We start from the raw sequence: 18,937 nt of genomic DNA, 5'->3' as shown, positions 1-18,937 counted from the left end.
AAAAATAAACTGAAAAAATCTTTGAGAGATAAATTTAAAAATGAAACACTTATTCTACCTTTATTTTTTCTGGATATAAATCATGACTTGAGAACAGAACTAACTTTTAATTATGAGCCTAAAAGTGTTTTTCTACCTCTTTGTATATGCTCTTCCATATGAAGAACGGCAGCTTCAGTATTTCCTTTTTCCAGTTCTGTTAAAATTAAAAGATGTTCCTCATATGTTTCCTTCAAGCGGTCAACTTTTTTTGATAACACTTTTTTTCCATAAAAACTTAGTTTTTCTTCGATACTTTTAAACATCTCAAGCATTTGTTTATTTCCTATAAACTCCATAATTTTAAGATGAAATGCCGTATCGTATTTTAGAGATAAATACAGATCTTGATTTTTTATCTGTTCGTTTTGTTGATTTAAAATTTCTTTTAGTTCCTTTACCTGATGTTGATTAATACTATCGGAAAGTTTTCTGATTGCAAATGTTTCTAAAACCATTCTTATTTCATAGACTTCATTTACTTGTTGAACAGAAACGTCGCAAATATAGATGCCCTGCTTTGGATGAATGCGAACAATACCTTCATACTCTAAACGCTGTAGAGCGGAACGAATAGGGGTACGACTCATTCCTAACTGTTCACTCAAAAACCCTTCGGAAAGAAATTCTCCAGGTGATAAATCACCGTTCATAAGCAGTTTTTTTATCATTTCATAAGCATGGTCTTTTAAAAAGCCCTTTTTTGCTGGCATTTTTTCCATATTATCTATCCTTCGATCAGTTTTTATTACTACATAATAAGTGCATAAACAAGAAATTTAATTTAGTTACTTATCATTTTAACATTACAACCTTTTTTTTAATACATAATTAAGTTTTTAACTAGTGCAAAACTTCATGATAATTCCAATCAAGAATATCAGTTTTCGTGATTTGGTTGATAGGGTGAACGAAGCATTTCGATGATGGTGGATTTTAAGTCCTATCAAAGAATTTTTTATCAGCACATAAAATTCAGAAAATATTGACTTAATCTCATTTACGTTGTATACATATATTATACCTATTTAATACAACATGCACATTTATTAATGTTTTTAAGTTTTTACCTGTAAAAATAGGGGTATTTATATGATGGTAACCATCAATCTGTTATTCAAAAAAATAAAGCGCTAACATTAAAAATCAAAAACCAGTTGAAAGGTGGAAATTGTATGTACAACAGAATTTGCAATATGAAAATGCCTGAAAGAGTCGAAATGCTTACCCGTGAACTTGTCAAAATAAATAGTATTAACGGAACAAGCGGAGAAGTGGAAGTAGCCGATTTTATAAAAGAATCGCTTCTAAGCTTTCCCTATTTTCAACAACATCCCTCCCAAGTATGGGAACAGCTGATTCCCAATGATCCTCTCGGTCGGAAAAATATTTTTGCATTTGTAAAAGGAAATGGTGATAGTCAAGAAACACTTATCTTTCATGCACACATGGATACCGTAGGAATAGAAGATTTCGGACACTTAAAAGAACATGCCTTAGATTCAGATAAACTAGTAAAATATTTTTCTACTTATGAGTTTAATACAGATGTTCAAAAAGATGCCCAATCCGGTGAATGGATGTTTGGGCGAGGATCTGTCGATATGCAAAGTGGAATCGCGGTGCATTTGGCCAATGTGTTATATTTCACAGAACATAGAAACCAGTTACCGGGGAACCTATTATTTATGTCAAACCCTGATGAAGAGAGTCAGCATGCAGGCATTCTGTCAGCTACTAAAGAGTTAAATCGCTTAAAAAAAGAAAAAAATTTAAATTATTTAGCGGCGATTAATACGGATTTTATCACACCTTTATACGATGGAGACTCTACTCGTTACATTTACACAGGAGCCGCAGGAAAGCTGCTGCCTTGTTTCTATATATATGGACGTGAAGTGCACGTAGGAGATACATTAGCAGGAATAGATCCCAACTTAATCGCATCCGAGCTAACGAGAAGAATTCACAATAACATTAATTTGGCAGAAGATATTGAGGGGGAATTAATTTTACCTCCATCTTGCTTGCAACAACGTGACACGAAAGAAGCTTACAATGTCCAAACGGCTGTGAGCAGTTACTTATATTTTAATTATTTTATCTATGAAAAAACGGCCAAAGAAGTGATGGATCAATTGATTCATGTTTCGGTAGATGCTTGCGACTATGTAGAAAATCAACTATCCGGCTACTATGAAGAGTTTTTAAAACGTACAAATTTACCGAAGAAAAATCTATCATGGCATATTGAAGTTGTTAGCTTGGAAGATTACATGGAAGGTTTAATAAACAAAGGAATCGATCCTTCTCCGTGTATACAAGAAACATTTAAACAGTATGAACAACTGGAATTACGAATGAGGTGTTTTAAAGTAGTAGAAGAATTGCAAAAGTTAGATCCTGAACAACGGGCAAGAGTGATTGTTTTTTATGCACCGCCATATTTACCGCATAACTATTTGAAAGACGAAAGTACACGTGATCAACAATTACTTGGGATCGTAAAAGAGGCGGTTGAAAATGTAGGAATCTCAACGGGAGAAACATTTGCGTTCAAAAAGTTTTTCCCTTATTTAGCAGATGGGAGCTTTTTATCTATACATGAAACGGATGCAGAATTATCAGCCTTTACTCGAAATTTTCCGGGATGGGAAATAATAGGTACGATTCCATTTCAAGAAATTCGCGAATTAAATATTCCTTCTATAAATATGGGCGTATACGGAAAAGATGGTCACAAATGGACAGAGCGGGTCTACAAGCCATATACATTTGATGTATTGCCAAAGCTTATACAACAAACATCTGTTCATATATTGAAAAGTTATCAATCAGCCATATGCAGAACGCAATCTAGATGATAAAAAAATAGGATTTGGTTGATAGTTCCAAAGGAGTTACGGTAGATATAAACGAATGTTTTGGAAGAGAGGGAGAAGGCAATGGCAATAAATATAGAGGATAACCAAAATGAATTAAGACGAACGATGAAAAGTAGGCATCTTTTTATGATTGCATTAGGTGGGGTCATTGGGACAGGTTTATTTTTAGGTTCTGGTTTTACGATTAGTCAAGCAGGACCCGGAGGAGCCATTCTTGCTTATATAATTGGCGGATTCTTAACGTATTTGATTATGTTATGTCTTGGTGAACTGGCAGTTGCGATGCCTGAATCCGGATCGTTTCAAGTATATGCTACAAAATTTTTAGGGCCTTCTACCGGGTTTATGATCGGATGGTTGTATTGGTTTAGTTGGGCAAATACTATCGGGTTAGAATTTACCTCTGCAGGCCTTTTAATGAAACGATGGTTCCCTGATATCCCTATTTGGGTGTGGTGTTTGATTTTTGGAGTCATTATCTTTTCAATCAACGCGTTGTCTGCACGTAGTTATGCCGAAACAGAATTTTGGTTTTCAAGTATTAAAGTAACGGCAATTGTCTTATTTATCGCCATTGGTTTTGCGGCTGTATTTGGCATTGTTCACTTTAAAAATGGACAACCTGCACCCTTCTTTACCCATTTCACAACGGGATACGGCTTGTTTCCCAATGGCCTGCTGGCCGTACTTTTTACAATGGTACTTGTCAATTATTCATTTCAAGGGACTGAACTTGTCGGGATTGCGGCAGGAGAAAGTGAAAATCCAGGGGAAACGCTTCCACGTTCCATTCGGAATGTTGTGTGGCGAACACTGTTTTTCTTTGTATTAGCTATGTTTGTGTTAGTAGCGATTCTTCCCTATCAAAAAGCAGGTATTGTTGAAAGTCCATTTGTGGCGGTATTAGATAAAATCGGTATTCCTTACTCGGCAGATCTCATGAATTTTGTCATTTTAACGGCTGTTTTATCAGTTGCGAATTCCGGTTTATATGCAGCATCGAGAATGATGTGGTCTCTTTCAAAAAGTGGGATGGGACCTGCACGTTTAACGAAATTATCCAAAAAAGGGGTACCATTTAATGCGCTACTGGTTACCATTTCGATTTCAGCGTGTTCGTTACTTACGAGTGTGGTAGCGGCAGAAACGGTCTATTTATGGCTGATCTCGATTTCAGGAATGATCACAATCGTCGTGTGGATGTCGATTTGTGCTTCGCAATTTTTATTTCGTAAGCGCTTTATCGCTGAGGGCGGAGATGTAAAAGAGTTACGGTTTAAAACTCCTTTATATCCAATTGTTCCTATTCTTGGGTTTGTCTTATTCGGTCTCATTTTAGTCTCTCTCATGTTCATTCCAAGCCAACGAATTGGCATCTATTGCGGCGTACCATTTATTATTTTCTGTTATGTCTACTATCATTTGATTATTAAAAAAAATCTTCAAAATCAATCAGATGAATCTAATTTAATGGATAAAGCCCAATAATGAAAGACAAAGAAGATGATAGTGTTCTTTTAAAAGTAAATTTTTGTTTGTTCAATTAGAGAAATTGTTTACACAGTCTGGACATTGTGAAGCGGTCGCGCGGTTGGAGTTGGTATAATAGAAAAGCAGTTGATATAGAAAAAATCTATACCATCTGCTTTTTTGTTTATAAAAATACCATTCAGGACCGATTTTCGTTAAAATAAACATTGCCGATTTTTACAATAGATTTATCACAAATTATAAATGTCCAAGTGTACATGTGTTTGATAATAAGTTATTAAGCATGATATAAGTGTAAAAGAAGTGGAACATTTGGCTTTATATTTTTTGATCGAGAGTTTGAAGTTGTATCCATAGTGAGAGGATTTGAGTTTGAAATGATAGATAATTTTTGGCGTGATTTACCACGACCATTTTTTGTACTTGCACCAATGGAAGATGTGACAGATGTTGTTTTTCGTCACGTAGTAAGTGAAGCCGGTCGACCGGATGTATTTTTCACAGAGTTTACAAACTCGGATAGCTATTGTCATCCAGAGGGCATGAAAAGTGTGCGTGGCCGTTTGATTTTTACAGAAGATGAACAGCCAATGGTGGCACATATTTGGGGGGATAATCCCGAATATTTCCGTCAAATGAGTATTGGCATGGCAGAGCTAGGATTTAAAGGCATCGATATTAATATGGGCTGCCCTGTACCGAATGTGGCATCGAGAGGGAAAGGTAGTGGCCTTATTCTGCGTCCAGACGTTGCGGCAGAACTTATTCAAGCAGCAAAAGCGGGCGGACTGCCTGTCAGCGTGAAAACACGACTTGGCTATAAGGATGTAAATGAGTGGGAGGAGTGGCTAACGCATATTTTAAAACAGGATATTGCGAACCTTTCTATTCATTTACGTACAAGAAAGGAAATGAGCCAAGTAGATGCGCATTGGGAGCTAATTCCGGAAATCAAAAAATTACGTGACCGTATCGCACTAAATACTCTACTAACAATCAATGGAGACATTCCCGACCGTCAAACTGGGCTGCAGCTTGCTGAACAATATGGTATTGATGGCGTTATGATCGGGCGAGGTATTTTTAAAAATCCTTTTGCTTTTGAAAAAGAGCCAAAAGAGCATAGCAGTAAAGAATACCTTGATCTTTTAAGACTGCAGCTTGATCTTCAAGATCAATATGCTGAAGCACTGCCACGTTCAATCACAGGGCTTCATCGCTTTTTCAAAATTTATGTCAAAGGATTCCGTGGAGCTGGTGAATTAAGAAATCAATTGATGAACACGAAATCAACAGATGAAGTGCGTGCATTGCTTGATAACTTTGGAAAAGAATGTTGATGGGACGGGGACAGTGAAATGATGTAACTATGTAATAAACCCACCAGCACCCTTGTGTTGCCACATACACTCTGCACATGAGGAATGAATAAAAAGTCTCCATTAAAAGTAAGAGGTTGATTGCAGAATGGTCGATACCATCGACTGATTTTGTATCACCTCTTTTTGGTTATTTTTAAGTGAATTACTCGATAAGAATTAGAAAGTTTTTATTCCCTGAGACTGTCTTGATTTCATTTTTGGATTCATTAAATGCTACGTTTCGATAAAAATGATGATACAATGGTAAAAAAATGAAACAGGGGGCTATCAAATGTACAGCTTTAAGAACGACTATAGTGAAGGGGCACATCCCAGAATATTGAATGCCTTAGTAGAATCCAACTTTGAGCAGGAGGAGGGATATGGGGAGGATCGCTATACCCGAAAAGCGGTTGAACTGTTAAAAGAACGAATGGGGCGGACAGACGTTGATATTCACCTGTTATCAGGGGGGACTCAAACAAATCTGACCGCCCTTGGAGCTTTCTTAAGACCGCATGAAGCTGCAATGGCAGCCAGCACAGGACATATTCTTGGGCATGAAACAGGTGCCATCGAAGCTACAGGACATAAAATCATATCGATTGAGGCTGAAAATGGGAAACTTACACCTTCCCACTTAAAGGCAGTACTCAACGGTCATCCTGATGAGCACATGGTTAAACCTAAGCTTGTTTACATATCGAATTCAACAGAAATAGGTTCCATTTATCAAAAGAACGAACTGGTGCAATTAAGAGAGTTCTGCGAAAGGAACAATCTAATTTTATTTATGGATGGGGCTAGATTGGGGTCAGCTCTGTGTTCAGCTGAAAATGACCTTCAGTTGAGTGATCTTCCTGCACTTGTAGATGCTTTTTATATTGGCGGAACGAAAAATGGGGCACTCTTAGGCGAGGCTTTGGTCATTTGCCGTGATTCTCTTAAGGAGGATTTTCGCTACCATTTAAAGCAAAGAGGCGCACTGCTAGCAAAAGGGAGACTTATGGGCATCCAGTTTCTTGAACTTTTCCGGGACAATCTGTTCTTTGATTTAGCCATGCATGCGAATAAGATGGCAGACATGCTTAGATTTGAAATATGTGAAGCCAATATCACGTTTTTGACCAAGTCGCCCTCAAATCAAATCTTTCCGATTTTACCTAATGGGGTCATTAACGAACTGCAAAGTAAGTATGCTTTTCATATTTGGGAAAAGGTCGATTCAGATTACTCTGCCATTCGTCTCGTAACCTCTTGGGCAACAAAAGAGGAAGAGGTAGCCGCTTTTGTTGAGGATCTGAAAAAACTCCTGTAATAGTTGTTAAAAATAATTAATTAACCGAATAAGAAGATTGTAAGGGACCTGTAATAAAATGTGGGTTCCTTTTACTAGTTGCTGAATATTTTACCAGAGAATTATCTTAAAAAAATTTATCTGTATTCTATATATAATTTAAATGATTACTTTTGTAGGTGATCTTATTATGTTGTTATATTAGAATAATAAAATAATTTGTCCGAGTGAAGCATTTTCATTTAAGTTAATGACTCAATACTTTTAGAAATGGAAGAGTTTTTACATGACACCTAGATAGAATCAACTAATCATCATGTGGTTGAATGTGAAACATACTCTTCCAGGCACTTTCCTCCTTTAAAAAAATATTTTGTAGACGATAATTATGTTCTTAAAGTATGATAAGAAATAAAATATAGGTAAGATTACCCGACAAAAACAAAAGATTAAATGTTTGAATATTCGATATTTTATGATAATTCAAATTCAACTTTAATATAGTAACCTGTAAAAACGGAAAGGAAATAGGGGGGCATATGAAATTTAAAACAAAGCTCTATACGAGCATAGGGTCATTATTGGTGCTATTTTTTATTATTGCAGTCATTTTAATGAATATGCTCGAACAGTCACAAGTAAATATGAACGTTGTTGTTAATGATCTAAATCAGAGAATTGAAATGGCTTCCGATATTAAATATGAGACTTCCAGAATCGGTCTTGAGTTAAGCTCAATGCTAACGAGTCGTGGAAATACAATCGATTTAATGGCATCAAATGCTTGGGAAGATTCCCAAACAAAGATGCAAGCTGCGATTGAATCACTTGAAAAAACGGACACGGAAGAGCAATCTCAAGACCTAATGGCAAAGTTTAAAACATTGCAGGAATCCTATCAAAATATGGGTCAGCAGGTATTGACTTCCAAAAAACTAAATAATGAAATGGAAATTCCTGCATCTTTTTGGACAGATTCAGAACTTATTAGGCAAAGAATGATGCAAATGGCCGATCTTCTCTATGGTTTGCAAAAACAAGAGATGAAAAATGAACTTTTAAGATCTAAAGATACATATAATTGGGCAGTCACGAGTATTTACATTTATCTTGCCATAGCCTTATGTATTGGAATTGCTTTCACGGTATGGATTATTCGAAGTATGACAAATAACCTTAACAAAGTGACGGCTGTAATGAGAAGTGCTTCGAAAAGTGATTTTGAATCATTGCCGCGAATTGAGATTTCCGCTAAGGGAGAACTGGGTGAAATCGCTGTTGCTTTTAATAAAATGGCACATGCGCTTGAGAAACATAGTAAGGTAGAAAAGCAATTAAAGGAAGAAACAGAAGAGCAAAGCTGGCTAAATTTAAAAATTACCGAAATTGCTACGATTTACCCTGTAGTAGAAAATGTTTCTATGTTAGCAGAATTGCTAATTACGAAGCTTGTACCGATGGTAGGTGCAAGTTTTGGAGTTTTCTATGTTAAGGATGTAGAAGAGGGGCAACAGTATTTAAAGAGGATTTCTGCCTATGCCTCTTTAGATGATTCTAAAGATTATATGCGTTTTCGTTTTGGTGAGGGTCTTATCGGACAATGTGCACTTGAAAAGCGTTCAATCATACTAAACGATGTCCCGGATCATTACGTTAAAATAGGTTCAGGCATGGGTGAGGGTTCACCGAAAAATATAATGATTTTACCTGTACAATTTGAAGATGAAGTCCTTGCTGTCATTGAAATTGCTTCATTTGAGACATATAGTCCCTTGCAGGTCAAGCTTCTTGAAGCAGTAAATAATAATATTGGGATCAAGATTAATAGTATTGTAAGTCATATGAAGGTAGAAAGATTATTACAAGAATCACAAGCATTGACAGAAGAACTCCAAGCTCAGTCTGAAGAACTGCAGGTTCAACAAGAGGAGCTAAGAACGACGAATGAAAAACTTGAGGAGCAATATGAAGCCTCTGAACAAAAGAACAATGAAATAGAAAAGGTTAAGGAGGCGCTTGAGGAGAAAGCTCAACAACTGGCACTTAGCTCACAATATAAATCTGAGTTTCTAGCCAATATGTCCCACGAGTTAAGAACACCGCTTAATAGTTTACTAATTTTAGCGCAAATCCTCTCTGAAAATGGGGATGGAAATCTTACGGCGAAACAGGAGGAATATATTCGGACGATCTACTCATCCGGTCATGATTTACTCCATTTAATAAACGATGTTTTAGATTTAGCGAAAGTAGAGTCAGGTAAATTAGATATTATCCCTAAAGAGGTTTCGTTCAATGATGTACGAGATTTTATCGATCGTCAATTTACTCCGATTGCGAGTCAGAAAAATGTGCAGTTTACGGTTGAAATGGACGCAAATTTATCAGAGGCTTTCTATACGGATGAACAACGGTTACAGCAAATTTTAAAAAATCTACTCTCAAATGCTTTTAAGTTTACCGAGAGTGGCAGTGTGTCATTAGTTGTTCGGAAGGTAATAAAAGACGTCAGCGGGAATCTTTCCGAGAGAGAATCTCAAGTGAAACCGATGCTGACATTCTCTGTAATTGATACGGGAATCGGCATAGATAAAGACAAACAGGAAACAATATTCGATGCTTTTAAACAAGCAGATGGAACGACAAGCCGTCAATACGGAGGCACTGGATTAGGACTTTCCATCAGCCGGGAAATCGCCCAGTTATTAGGAGGCTTTATAGAGGTATTAAGTATAAAAGGAAAAGGAAGCACCTTTACTTTATTTTTGCCTTACTATCAAATGAGGAACAAACTAGTGGAAAATTCCGCCATAGAAGAAGTCGCCATAAGCCTTTATGAGGATATTCCCGAAAATGATGAAGAAGATCGAATCAAACACCATGGGAAAAATTTGTTAAAAAACAAGAAAATTCTCATCGTAGATGATGATATCCGAAATGTTTATGCCTTAACGATTGCGCTTGAGAAGTATGAAATGGATATCATTGTCGCAGAAAATGGCCGTGAGGGGATAGAGGTATTACAGGACAACCCGGATACAGATCTGATATTAATGGACATTATGATGCCTGAGATGGATGGGTTTGAGGCAATGCGGTATATTCGTCAACTACCGGAATTTAAAACATTACCAATCATTGCCCTTACTGCAAAAGCGATGAAACGCAGTAGAGAAGAATGTTTAGATGCCGGAGCAACAGATTATATTAGTAAGCCGATTAACTTAGATCAGTTATTTTCTTTAATGCAGGTATGGCTGTATCGTAAGGAGGGCTAGAAAATTACACAGGAAAAATGGACAACAAAGCAGATGATTTTACAATCAGAAGAGATCGAAAGAATTGAAATCGATTTACTTCTTGAAGCGGTTTTTCGTTATTATGGATATGATTTTCGTAACTATGCCTTCCCTTTCATCCAAAGGAGAATAAGCTATCGTGTTCGTAAGGAGAATGTTACCAGTATCTCGGCTCTACAGGAAAAGGTACTTCGGGATCCGGCAGTCATGAGAGGGGTGCTTTCTGATTTTTCGATAAATGTTACGGAGATGTTCCGGGACCCAACATTCTTTAAGTCATTCCGAACAAAGATCATCCCTTTAGTCAAGGATTATCCTGAAATTCGAATTTGGCATGTTGGCTGTTCTTCCGGTGAAGAGGTTTATTCCATGGCTATTCTCCTCCATGAAGAAGGGATTTACGAAAAAACGAGAATTTTTGCAACTGATATAAATAAATGTATTATCGATAAGGCGAAGCAAGGTACCTTTCCGTTAGATGTGATGCAAATCTACACCAAAAATTATTTTGAGGCTGGCGGGAAAAGAGCCTTTTCAGAATATTATAAGGCGGTAGATGATAAGGTTTTTTTTCATCCCTTCCTAAGAAAAAATGTTGTGTTTGCACAGCATAATTTAGTAACAGATCAATCATTTAACGAGTTTGATATTATTATATGCCGAAATGTTTTAATCTATTTTAATAAAGTTCTTCAAAATCATGTCCATAAATTATTATATAATAGCCTATGCCTATCAGGTTTTCTTGGGCTGGGTAAAAGAGAGGGGATAAAATTTACTAGCTATGAAAACTGTTACGGAGAATTTGATGCATCAGAAAAACTCTATCGAAAAGTTAAATAGTCCCCCTTTTAAAAAGGTTAATATTTTAATGGTGGATGATCATCCGGAAAATCTATTAGCATTGGAAGCTGTACTTGCTTCTCCGAATTATCAATTGGTTAGTGCAAACTCAGGAAAAGAAGCGCTAAAATGTATGTTAAAACAAGATTTTGCTGTTATTTTGCTGGACGTACAGATGCCTGGTCTAAATGGATTTGAGACCGCGAAGCTCATTAAAGCTAGAGAAAAAACAAGACATATTCCGATTATTTTTATTACAGCGATTAATCAAGAAATAGAACATGTTCAAAAAGGGTATTCATCAGGGGCGATTGATTATATTTTTAAACCTTTTCAACCGGAAACCTTGAAACAGAAAATTGAACAATTTGTAAAAATTCACCAAAATCATCGAGAGACTATTATTAATACTGATCGGGAACGGAAACTTGAACTTAATGAAGTAAACAAAAAATTGGATATAACTACATTAAATTTACGGCGGACAGAGGCATTATCTAAAGTCATTGGTGAAACAATCGTCGACACGATTCTTACGTTTGACGATCAAGGTTCCATTTTATCGGTGAATCCGGCAATAAAAAGCATGTTTGGCTACAAAGCTGAGGAATTGATCGGAAAACATGTTGTGAAGCTTTTTCTACAATGGAAGGGAGACGATGTACGGGACTCGTCTTTTTCTTTCTTAGCTTCCCTTAAACAAGCTGTAGGTAAGGTGATCGAATCGGTTGCATTAAGGAAGGATGAGAGTCACTTTCATGCGGACATCCTAATTGGCGAAGCTACAGTCGAGGATCAACAAATGTTTGTTTGTACGATACGTGATATCACGGAAAGAAAGCAGATAGAGGAAGTTAAAAAACTGCAATTCATTAATATGGAACATATCGTAGAAAAACGAACGCTAGACCTTATAACGGCAAACGAGAAACTTCAACAAGAAATAGAGGAGCGAAAAAGAATAGCCGATCATCTGTACCGTTCCCAAGAACGATTTCGAAAAATCTTTGAATCTAGTCCCTGTTTAATGGCGATTTTTTCGCGAAAGGATCTAGCATTTATTGATGTAAATACCAGTTGGATAAATTATACCGGTTATAACATTGATGAAGTGGATTACCAAAAAATTAGTTTTATGGATGAATCAACGGGGAAACAGATTAATCTTGATCGAACGATTCGTAATAGGAAAATTAACTATAAGACGAAAAACGGGGATATTCGCGATGGTTTATTATCGACTGAATTGATTGATATCTATCCTGAACCATGTACGCTTATTGTGTTAACCGATGTTACGGAAAGGGTCCACTTAGAGAAGGAGATGTCTCGGTTAGATCGTTTGAATTTAATTGGTGAGATGGCAGCAGGAATTGCCCATGAAATTAGAAACCCAATGACGACAGTTCAAGGGTTTTTACAATTATCGAGGAAAAACAGAGATAATTTATCACTGGATATCATTGATTTAATGTTAGAAGAATTAAATAGGGCGAACTCGATCATTACAGAATTTCTTAATTTAGCCAAAAATAAGATCAGCTTGAAGAAAAAACAAAACTTAAATACGATCCTTGAAGCATTATCTCCACTGATTCAAGCGGAAGCTTTACGTTCCAGTAAACATGTTAAGCTAGTTTTAAATACGTGTCCTGATATATTGCTGGATGAGAAAGAAATTCGTCAGCTTATTTTAAATATTACCCTAAATGGACTTGACGCCATGTCGCCTAATGGCAAACTTACGATAAAAACATATACAGAAGGCAAGGAAGTCATTTTGGAAATAAAAGATCAAGGTCAAGGTATTTGCCCTGAAGTATTAGAAAAATTAGGAACACCTTTCTTTACGACGAAGGAGAATGGAACTGGATTAGGCCTAGCCATTTGCTACAGTATAGCAAAACGGCACAACGCTGAAATAGATATAACAACGGGGGATGGGGGGACCATTTTCTCGATTCGTTTTTCTATAAATCCCTGTCTAACGACCACATAGTTTTTAAACCTTAACGAAGAGAGAGGGGAGGATACAGTGGTAAAAAAAGGAAAATTGGTTTTACTCGTAACAGTCATTATTTCTGTCATAGTTTTCGGTTTTATTTCTAAATCATTAGTAGATGATAAGCCAAAAGTGGTTCTTGTTCTAAAAGGTTTAAACTCACAATATTGGCAAATAGTGAAAGCAGGTGCTGAAAAAGCGTTCAAAGACTTTGGGATCGATGGGAAAGTGATCGGACCAAGTGATGGATCTGCTAAAGAACAAGGTAGATTATTAGAGAAGACCTATAAAGAAAACCCGAAGGTATTAATTACCGCACCCGTTGATTCATCTGTTATCCCGATCTTGGATAAGTATACAGTAAACAAAAAAATTCCAGTATTGTTAGTCGATCAAGATGAGCCTTGGAAAAATAAAACATCTTATATTGGGACCGATAATGTAGAGCTGGGCAAAAGGGCAGGCTCACTTTTAGGCACGCAGCTTCAACCTGGAGATAAAGTGGCTATTATCGGTGGAGATTTATCCATCTCAGTTTTTAAAGAACGTGTAAATGGAGCTAAAATGGCCTTAAAGGATGCAGGGATCATCGTAGCGGCAGAAAAAGTAGGGATACCGGATGATGGTAAGACGGCAAATAAAGAAATGAAAAAGATTTTGAGTGATCATCCTGATATTAAAGGAGTCATAACCACACATGACATTGTCGCTTTACAAGTAGCAGAGGTATTGAAGGAACAAGGTCTTACGATTCCTGTCATCGGTGCAGACGGAATTCCCGATATACTGAAGTTAATCGAGGATGGCACACTATCCGGTACAGTAGCACAAAACCCTTATGATATGGGCTATTTAAGCGTTGAAAATGCATTAAAAGTAACTAAGGGAGAAAATGTTGAAAAATTCGTAAATACCGGTGTAGATATCATCATTAAGGAGAATGCAAAGCAGAGATTAGATTTTCTGAATAATTTGATAAAGTGATATATTGATAGAACCGAAATTATGGTAAAAGTCAGCATTTTAAGCTGGCTTATTTTTTTGGATCCCTGGTGGGAAACAAGAAAATGCGGAGAGTGGGCGGCACCCCCTCTAGTAACTAATGTGATGTATATCACCTCTTGCAAGCTGTATTCATATTAAAATAGAGCGGGAAGAGGTGATGGTTATGGAAAAGAATTGGTCTATAGCACTTGAACATGAGGAATATGAAAATGATGTCGAATTAGTCATAAAGGATGCAATTAATGCCGTAAAACAAACAACAAAAGGATTTTATGTCAATGTTGTCACGCCCGAAAATTTTGGGAATCCTGATCATTATTTAACCAAAGAATTAGTATTCATTTTCGGAAACGAAATTGATGTGAAATTTATTGACCAATGCGGATGCGGAGGCTATGTGTTAAGAGTATGGAAAAGAAAATAGAGAATTTAACTATTTTTACGAAATATCAACACCTTCAAGTGATTTTAAACTACTATCTGGATGAAGACATGTTAGTTCAAAGGGATGGTTTTCATTTTGAATCCATCCAAATAACTGCTGACTGTCTTTCTTTTTTGGGGAAAAACGGTGGAGATTTTACGATTAATTTAAAAGACTATCCAGAAAAGTGCGTAAATACTGATTTTCAAAACTTCTACATATTGCGAAACAACACCAGCCGATTAGAAATTTATTTTCCTTTGTAAGAAAGATCAATTAGGTTTAGTAACTGTGCTCACTTTAAGAGCTGATTGAAAAAGCAATAATAGAGTCAGTTTCCCACTTTGATTTAGCAACAAATGTTAGGGGCTGGCTTTTTATTGAGGTTTTGAAAAAGGTAATTGTCCTTGAAAAGGTATTTGAAGGACAAAATTCATCAGGTGGAGAGACAAACTGTTCTTGAAAAGCCAGTTGAAGGACAAAATTCTCCATGTAGGTCAAAAAACTGTGTTTGCTAACCTTTGAACCATACATTAGGAATATAGAATTCCTTATTTCATTCAGCTAATAGAACTGAAATAGCATAATTTTAAAAAAAAATAAATTTGGGGTTGAAGGTTACGAGAGAAATTGATAGAATAAAGCAAATGAAAAGACAATGTGTAACTGGCGAAACACGGATAACCGTGAGGGAGCACATTGGTTCGTAGCCGTTCGCCTGGGCAGAGGTAAGGGATTTATCCCTTACCTCTTTCTGTTTTTTAGGAGGAGATGGGCGATAAATTAATATTTTTCGTAAAATTGGGAATTTGAAAAAATAATAAAAAAAGAGGAGAATAAATATGAGCACAATAACTTTAGATAAAGTGAAAACAATCAAAACCTTAAATAATATTGCGGAAAGAGGTTTAAAAGTATTCAATAACGATCACTTTACGATTGACAATGACAGTGAAAATCCAGATGCAATTGTTGTCCGTAGCTTTAACATGCATACAATCGAATTCGACAATAATTTAAAAGCAATCGCACGGGCCGGGGCGGGAGTCAATAACATTCCGGTCGACAAATGTACTGAGCAAGGAATCGTTGTGTTTAATACCCCTGGTGCAAATGCTAATGCAGTAAAAGAAATGGTCCTAACCACATTAATGGCTTCATCCCGAAACCTTTTTGCCGGAGTGGCCTGGACAAAGACGTTAGAAGGTGAAGGCGAACAAGTTCCAAAACTTGTTGAAGCAGGAAAGAAACAATTTGTTGGAAAAGAAATTAAGGGAAAAACGCTTGGTGTTATTGGTTTAGGTGCGATCGGTGCGCTTGTAGCGAATGACGCGCTCGATTTAGACATGGATGTAATCGGGTTTGACCCGTTTATCTCAGTCGATACAGCTTGGAACTTATCCCGAAATGTTCAGCGTGCAATGACTATTGAGCAGTTGTTTGCTAACGCTGACTATATTACTGTACACGTTCCGTTAACTGATGACACAAAAGGAATGTTTAACAAAGAAACATTTAGCATCATGAAGCAGGGTGTTTATATTTTGAATTTCTCACGCGGGGAGCTAGTGAATGAAATTGATATGGCAGTTGCACTTGAAGACGGAGAAGTTGGTATGTATATTACAGACTTCCCGAATGAAAATGTGTTGCAAATGAAAAATGCTGTTCCAATCCCGCATCTTGGTGCCTCAACACAAGAATCAGAGGAAAACTGTGCGATTATGGCGGCTCGTCAGGTAAAGGAATATTTGGAAACAGGAAACATTAAAAACTCAGTCAATTTTCCAAACGCTTCTCTTCCTTACACTGGAAAGCGTCGTGTAGCAGCTTTCCACCAAAACGTCCCAAACATGGTTGGGCAGATCACAACAGCTTTATCAAACTATCATTTGAATATCGCTGACATGATAAACAGAAGCCGCGGTGGATACGCTTATACATTGATAGACATTGATAATGAAGTAACCGGCGATATCATTCCCGGTTTGGAGGAAAAAATCAATCAAATCGAAGGCATCGTTTCAGCACGGATTATTTAATGACCATTTTTCGAATAGAACGAGGATTGAGTTAGGGGAACGCATCGAGGGAATCAAGGTAGGTTCCTAAAAAGCTAATTAAAAGATTAAAGCTTGTAGAAAAAAGTCCATTTGGACGAATTCTACAAGCTTTTTTAAAATGAAAAGTAAAGAAAGAGCCAAACATTAGATTAACCCGAGGCACTCCAAACCGTATCGAACACCATCTTCTTCTGCAGAGAGTGTTACCATATTTGCCGCCTCTTTCACTTCATCGCGGGCAGACCCCATAGCTACACCCATTCCGACTAAAGAAAGCATTTCAATATCATTTAACCCATCCCCAAATGCCACTGCTTCATCTGGAGCAACCCCGAGTTTTTCTAACAATTTAGTGAGACCCACAGCTTTATTTGAATTGGACAAATTGACATCACAAGTTCTTGATCCTGTCGAACTCCATCTTCTGAAGTCTAATTCCGGAACTTTTGATTGATAAAATAACTCTTCTTCATGATCACAATGAAGGAACAATTGATAAATATCCTGTTCCATCCAAAACTGCGGCGGTGCAAGTTCAGGCTTCCACGGATCACGCCGAAACGCTTCCACTACAAATGGATGGCTTAGATCGGTAGCTTTAAAGCTCGTACCTCCTAAAAAAGTAAGAGGATGTTGATACTCATGAGACAATAGATACACATTCTTTAAGATATTTTTCTCAATTGCATTCCGGTATAGTTCTTTTCCTTCATGGTAGACATACGCACCATTAAAAAAGACCATGGAGTCGACTTCTGTTTCCTGAATAATGGACGCAGAAAAATAGGGAGCTCTCCCTGTAGCAATGACAACTTTCATATTTTTCTCTCGTAACTGACGGATCGCATCCTTTGTAGCATGACTAACCGTTTTTCCATGCGGTACGATGGTTCCGTCTATATCTAAGATGACAACCTTGTAATTCATAAAATACACTCCTAACAATGCTAAACTTGTTGTATTAATCTGGTAAATCCTTAGTATAACATTTTTGATTAAAAAACTATCTCCTAAAACGTAGAATAAGGGCATGCCTACGGTAAAAGTCTGATTTCATCACGAAAATTCTTTAACGATTTCTTTAAGTTTTTCGGGTTTTAAAAATGATGAAATAGATTCTTCTGTTTGAAGTGTAAGAGCAGCACCGGCAAGTCCTAGTCGGCAAGCATTAAGTAGTGTTTCTTCGTTCATGATCCCATATATTACACAGGAAGCAAATGCATCACCTGCACCCGTGACATCTACAACATCCGTTTTGAAACAAGGCAAATGTCCGGATTCCTCCGGAGAGAAAAAATAAACCCCTTGGTCACCTAGCGTAATAATAACTTTTTGAACGCCGCGTAGTCTAATTTTTTCACAAGCTAATTGACAATCCTCGATGGAGTCGATTTTCATTTCAGCAAGTATTTCTGCTTCTTCCCGGTTAGGGATCAGCAGTTCTACACCGTCAAGACGAAAAGGAAGTTTTCGTGCTTTGGCTGGAGATACTGGGTCAATGTATAAAGGAATGTTTTCATCGCTGCAGCGTTTAATTAAATAACTAATACTTTCCTTAGGAATATTCGTATCCAAAAAAACAGCCTGTGAGGCAACAATATAAGACCATCTTTCGTCAAACATCGAGGTTGTTATCTTTTCGTATATATTCATATCAGCCATGGAGACAATACTTTCACCATTAATATCTAACAAAGTGGTAAAAGTCCCTGTACGTTCAGTTGGGAACACCCATACTTGGCTAACATCCACACCCTGACTTTTCGTTTTATGTAGCAACCAGTCACCTTCTTTGTCGTCACCGACACAAGTCATAAGAGATGTGTAAAGTCCTAGTCGACTTAAATTTTCGGCAAAGTTACGTGCAACACCGCCACAGGCTTCAGTAATTTTTACCGGATTGGATGAATATAACCGCACCTTCTGATTTGTTCGCGCTTTTCGGTCTGTGTTTGCCCCTCCGATACACACGATTGATGATTCATCGCGGAGAATATAGCCACGTCCTTTGATTTCACCGCGTCTCGTCAGGTTAGCAATATAATTAGCAACCGCAGGTCGTGATAAACCAACCTTACTTGATAATTCTTGCTGTGAAATGAAAGGATTCATTCTTATGTGATATAAAATTTGTTTCTCTTTATCCATGAAACAACCTCATTTCTCTTTAGAAAAAAGTTTAATATATAAACAAATGTAAGTAAAGCTAGGCGATATTTCATAGCTAT

14 protein-coding genes and 1 riboswitch are annotated in these 18,937 nt (G+C 37.0%); of the genes, 11 read left to right on the top strand and 3 right to left on the bottom strand.

The genetic code is table 11. The features are described from left to right. Positions 1–110: 110 nt before the first annotated feature. Positions 111–761: a GntR family transcriptional regulator gene (locus tag J2S10_RS12945; RefSeq protein WP_307408330.1), complete on the bottom strand. Its 651-nt coding sequence runs from the start codon at positions 759–761 to the stop codon at positions 111–113. Between the two features lie 453 nt (positions 762–1,214). On the opposite strand from J2S10_RS12945, the gene J2S10_RS12940 reads away from it, so the two are divergent. The 11 genes from J2S10_RS12940 (at position 1,215) to J2S10_RS12890 (ending at position 16,688) form a co-directional block, all read left to right on the top strand. Next, complete coding sequence (locus J2S10_RS12940; protein WP_307408328.1) at positions 1,215–2,903, top strand: M20/M25/M40 family metallo-hydrolase; 1,689 nt, start codon at positions 1,215–1,217, stop codon at positions 2,901–2,903. 81 nt (positions 2,904–2,984) lie between these two features. Beyond that, positions 2,985–4,412, top strand: a complete 1,428-nt coding sequence (locus tag J2S10_RS12935; protein WP_370876197.1) for an amino acid permease — start codon at positions 2,985–2,987, stop codon at positions 4,410–4,412. 380 nt (positions 4,413–4,792) lie between these two features. Then, complete coding sequence (locus J2S10_RS12930) at positions 4,793–5,755, top strand: tRNA dihydrouridine synthase (protein WP_307408326.1); 963 nt, start codon at positions 4,793–4,795, stop codon at positions 5,753–5,755. Between the two features lie 313 nt (positions 5,756–6,068). Continuing rightward, on the top strand, positions 6,069–7,094 hold the full coding sequence (locus J2S10_RS12925) for a threonine aldolase family protein (protein ID WP_307408324.1): 1,026 nt from the start codon (positions 6,069–6,071) through the stop codon (positions 7,092–7,094). Positions 7,095–7,612: 518 nt separating this feature from the next. After that, entirely contained in the window at positions 7,613–10,351 is a 2,739-nt protein-coding gene (locus tag J2S10_RS12920) for a response regulator (protein WP_307408322.1), read from the top strand. Positions 10,352–10,384: 33 nt separating this feature from the next. Next, complete coding sequence (locus J2S10_RS12915) at positions 10,385–11,215, top strand: CheR family methyltransferase (RefSeq protein ID WP_307408320.1); 831 nt, start codon at positions 10,385–10,387, stop codon at positions 11,213–11,215. Further along, positions 11,181–13,214 carry a PAS domain S-box protein gene (locus tag J2S10_RS12910; protein ID WP_307408318.1) on the top strand — a complete coding sequence of 678 codons (2,034 nt, stop codon included), beginning with the start codon at positions 11,181–11,183 and terminating at the stop codon, positions 13,212–13,214. The genes J2S10_RS12915 and J2S10_RS12910 overlap by 35 nt, the downstream gene beginning before the upstream one ends. Positions 13,215–13,250: 36 nt before the next feature. Beyond that, positions 13,251–14,201, top strand: a complete 951-nt coding sequence (locus J2S10_RS12905; protein WP_307408316.1) for a sugar ABC transporter substrate-binding protein — start codon at positions 13,251–13,253, stop codon at positions 14,199–14,201. A 184-nt stretch (positions 14,202–14,385) separates the two neighbouring features. After that, positions 14,386–14,646 carry a CGCGG family putative rSAM-modified RiPP protein gene (locus J2S10_RS12900; RefSeq protein ID WP_307408314.1) on the top strand — a complete coding sequence of 87 codons (261 nt, stop codon included), beginning with the start codon at positions 14,386–14,388 and terminating at the stop codon, positions 14,644–14,646. Continuing rightward, positions 14,631–14,912, top strand: a complete 282-nt coding sequence (locus J2S10_RS12895; protein ID WP_307408312.1) for a hypothetical protein — start codon at positions 14,631–14,633, stop codon at positions 14,910–14,912. Before J2S10_RS12900 ends, J2S10_RS12895 begins: the two co-directional genes overlap by 16 nt. A 386-nt stretch (positions 14,913–15,298) precedes the next feature. Then, positions 15,299–15,377, top strand: a riboswitch (ZMP/ZTP riboswitch). A 111-nt stretch (positions 15,378–15,488) separates the two neighbouring features. Then, entirely contained in the window at positions 15,489–16,688 is a 1,200-nt protein-coding gene (locus tag J2S10_RS12890) for a phosphoglycerate dehydrogenase (RefSeq protein ID WP_307408310.1), read from the top strand. A gap of 165 nt (positions 16,689–16,853) precedes the next feature. On the opposite strand, the gene J2S10_RS12885 is transcribed toward J2S10_RS12890, so the two are convergent. Together J2S10_RS12885 and J2S10_RS12880 are read right to left on the bottom strand one after the other, a co-directional pair. Then, positions 16,854–17,636 carry a Cof-type HAD-IIB family hydrolase gene (locus tag J2S10_RS12885; protein ID WP_307408308.1) on the bottom strand — a complete coding sequence of 261 codons (783 nt, stop codon included), beginning with the start codon at positions 17,634–17,636 and terminating at the stop codon, positions 16,854–16,856. 129 nt (positions 17,637–17,765) lie between these two features. Continuing rightward, positions 17,766–18,857 (bottom strand): carbohydrate kinase, encoded by a 1,092-nt coding sequence (locus J2S10_RS12880; protein ID WP_307408306.1) that lies wholly within the window; start codon positions 18,855–18,857, stop codon positions 17,766–17,768. Between the last annotated feature and the right edge of the window lie 80 nt (positions 18,858–18,937).

Source organism: Neobacillus ginsengisoli, from assembly GCF_030813055.1.
Note: the sequence above shows the minus strand (reverse complement) of the source record. Positions and strands in the feature narration are given on the sequence as shown.

Coding starts and splice junctions, on each gene's coding strand:
- J2S10_RS12935 (WP_370876197.1), top strand. CDS start 2,985: ATGGCAATAAATATAGAGGATAACCAAAATGAATTAAGACGAACGATG.
- J2S10_RS12940 (WP_307408328.1), top strand. CDS start 1,215: ATGTACAACAGAATTTGCAATATGAAAATGCCTGAAAGAGTCGAAATG.
- J2S10_RS12915 (WP_307408320.1), top strand. CDS start 10,385: ATGATTTTACAATCAGAAGAGATCGAAAGAATTGAAATCGATTTACTT.
- J2S10_RS12900 (WP_307408314.1), top strand. CDS start 14,386: ATGGAAAAGAATTGGTCTATAGCACTTGAACATGAGGAATATGAAAAT.
- J2S10_RS12885 (WP_307408308.1), bottom strand. CDS start 17,636: ATGAATTACAAGGTTGTCATCTTAGATATAGACGGAACCATCGTACCG.
- J2S10_RS12895 (WP_307408312.1), top strand. CDS start 14,631: ATGGAAAAGAAAATAGAGAATTTAACTATTTTTACGAAATATCAACAC.
- J2S10_RS12945 (WP_307408330.1), bottom strand. CDS start 761: ATGGAAAAAATGCCAGCAAAAAAGGGCTTTTTAAAAGACCATGCTTAT.
- J2S10_RS12910 (WP_307408318.1), top strand. CDS start 11,181: ATGCATCAGAAAAACTCTATCGAAAAGTTAAATAGTCCCCCTTTTAAA.
- J2S10_RS12880 (WP_307408306.1), bottom strand. CDS start 18,857: ATGGATAAAGAGAAACAAATTTTATATCACATAAGAATGAATCCTTTC.
- J2S10_RS12890 (WP_307408310.1), top strand. CDS start 15,489: ATGAGCACAATAACTTTAGATAAAGTGAAAACAATCAAAACCTTAAAT.
- J2S10_RS12920 (WP_307408322.1), top strand. CDS start 7,613: ATGAAATTTAAAACAAAGCTCTATACGAGCATAGGGTCATTATTGGTG.
- J2S10_RS12925 (WP_307408324.1), top strand. CDS start 6,069: ATGTACAGCTTTAAGAACGACTATAGTGAAGGGGCACATCCCAGAATA.
- J2S10_RS12930 (WP_307408326.1), top strand. CDS start 4,793: ATGATAGATAATTTTTGGCGTGATTTACCACGACCATTTTTTGTACTT.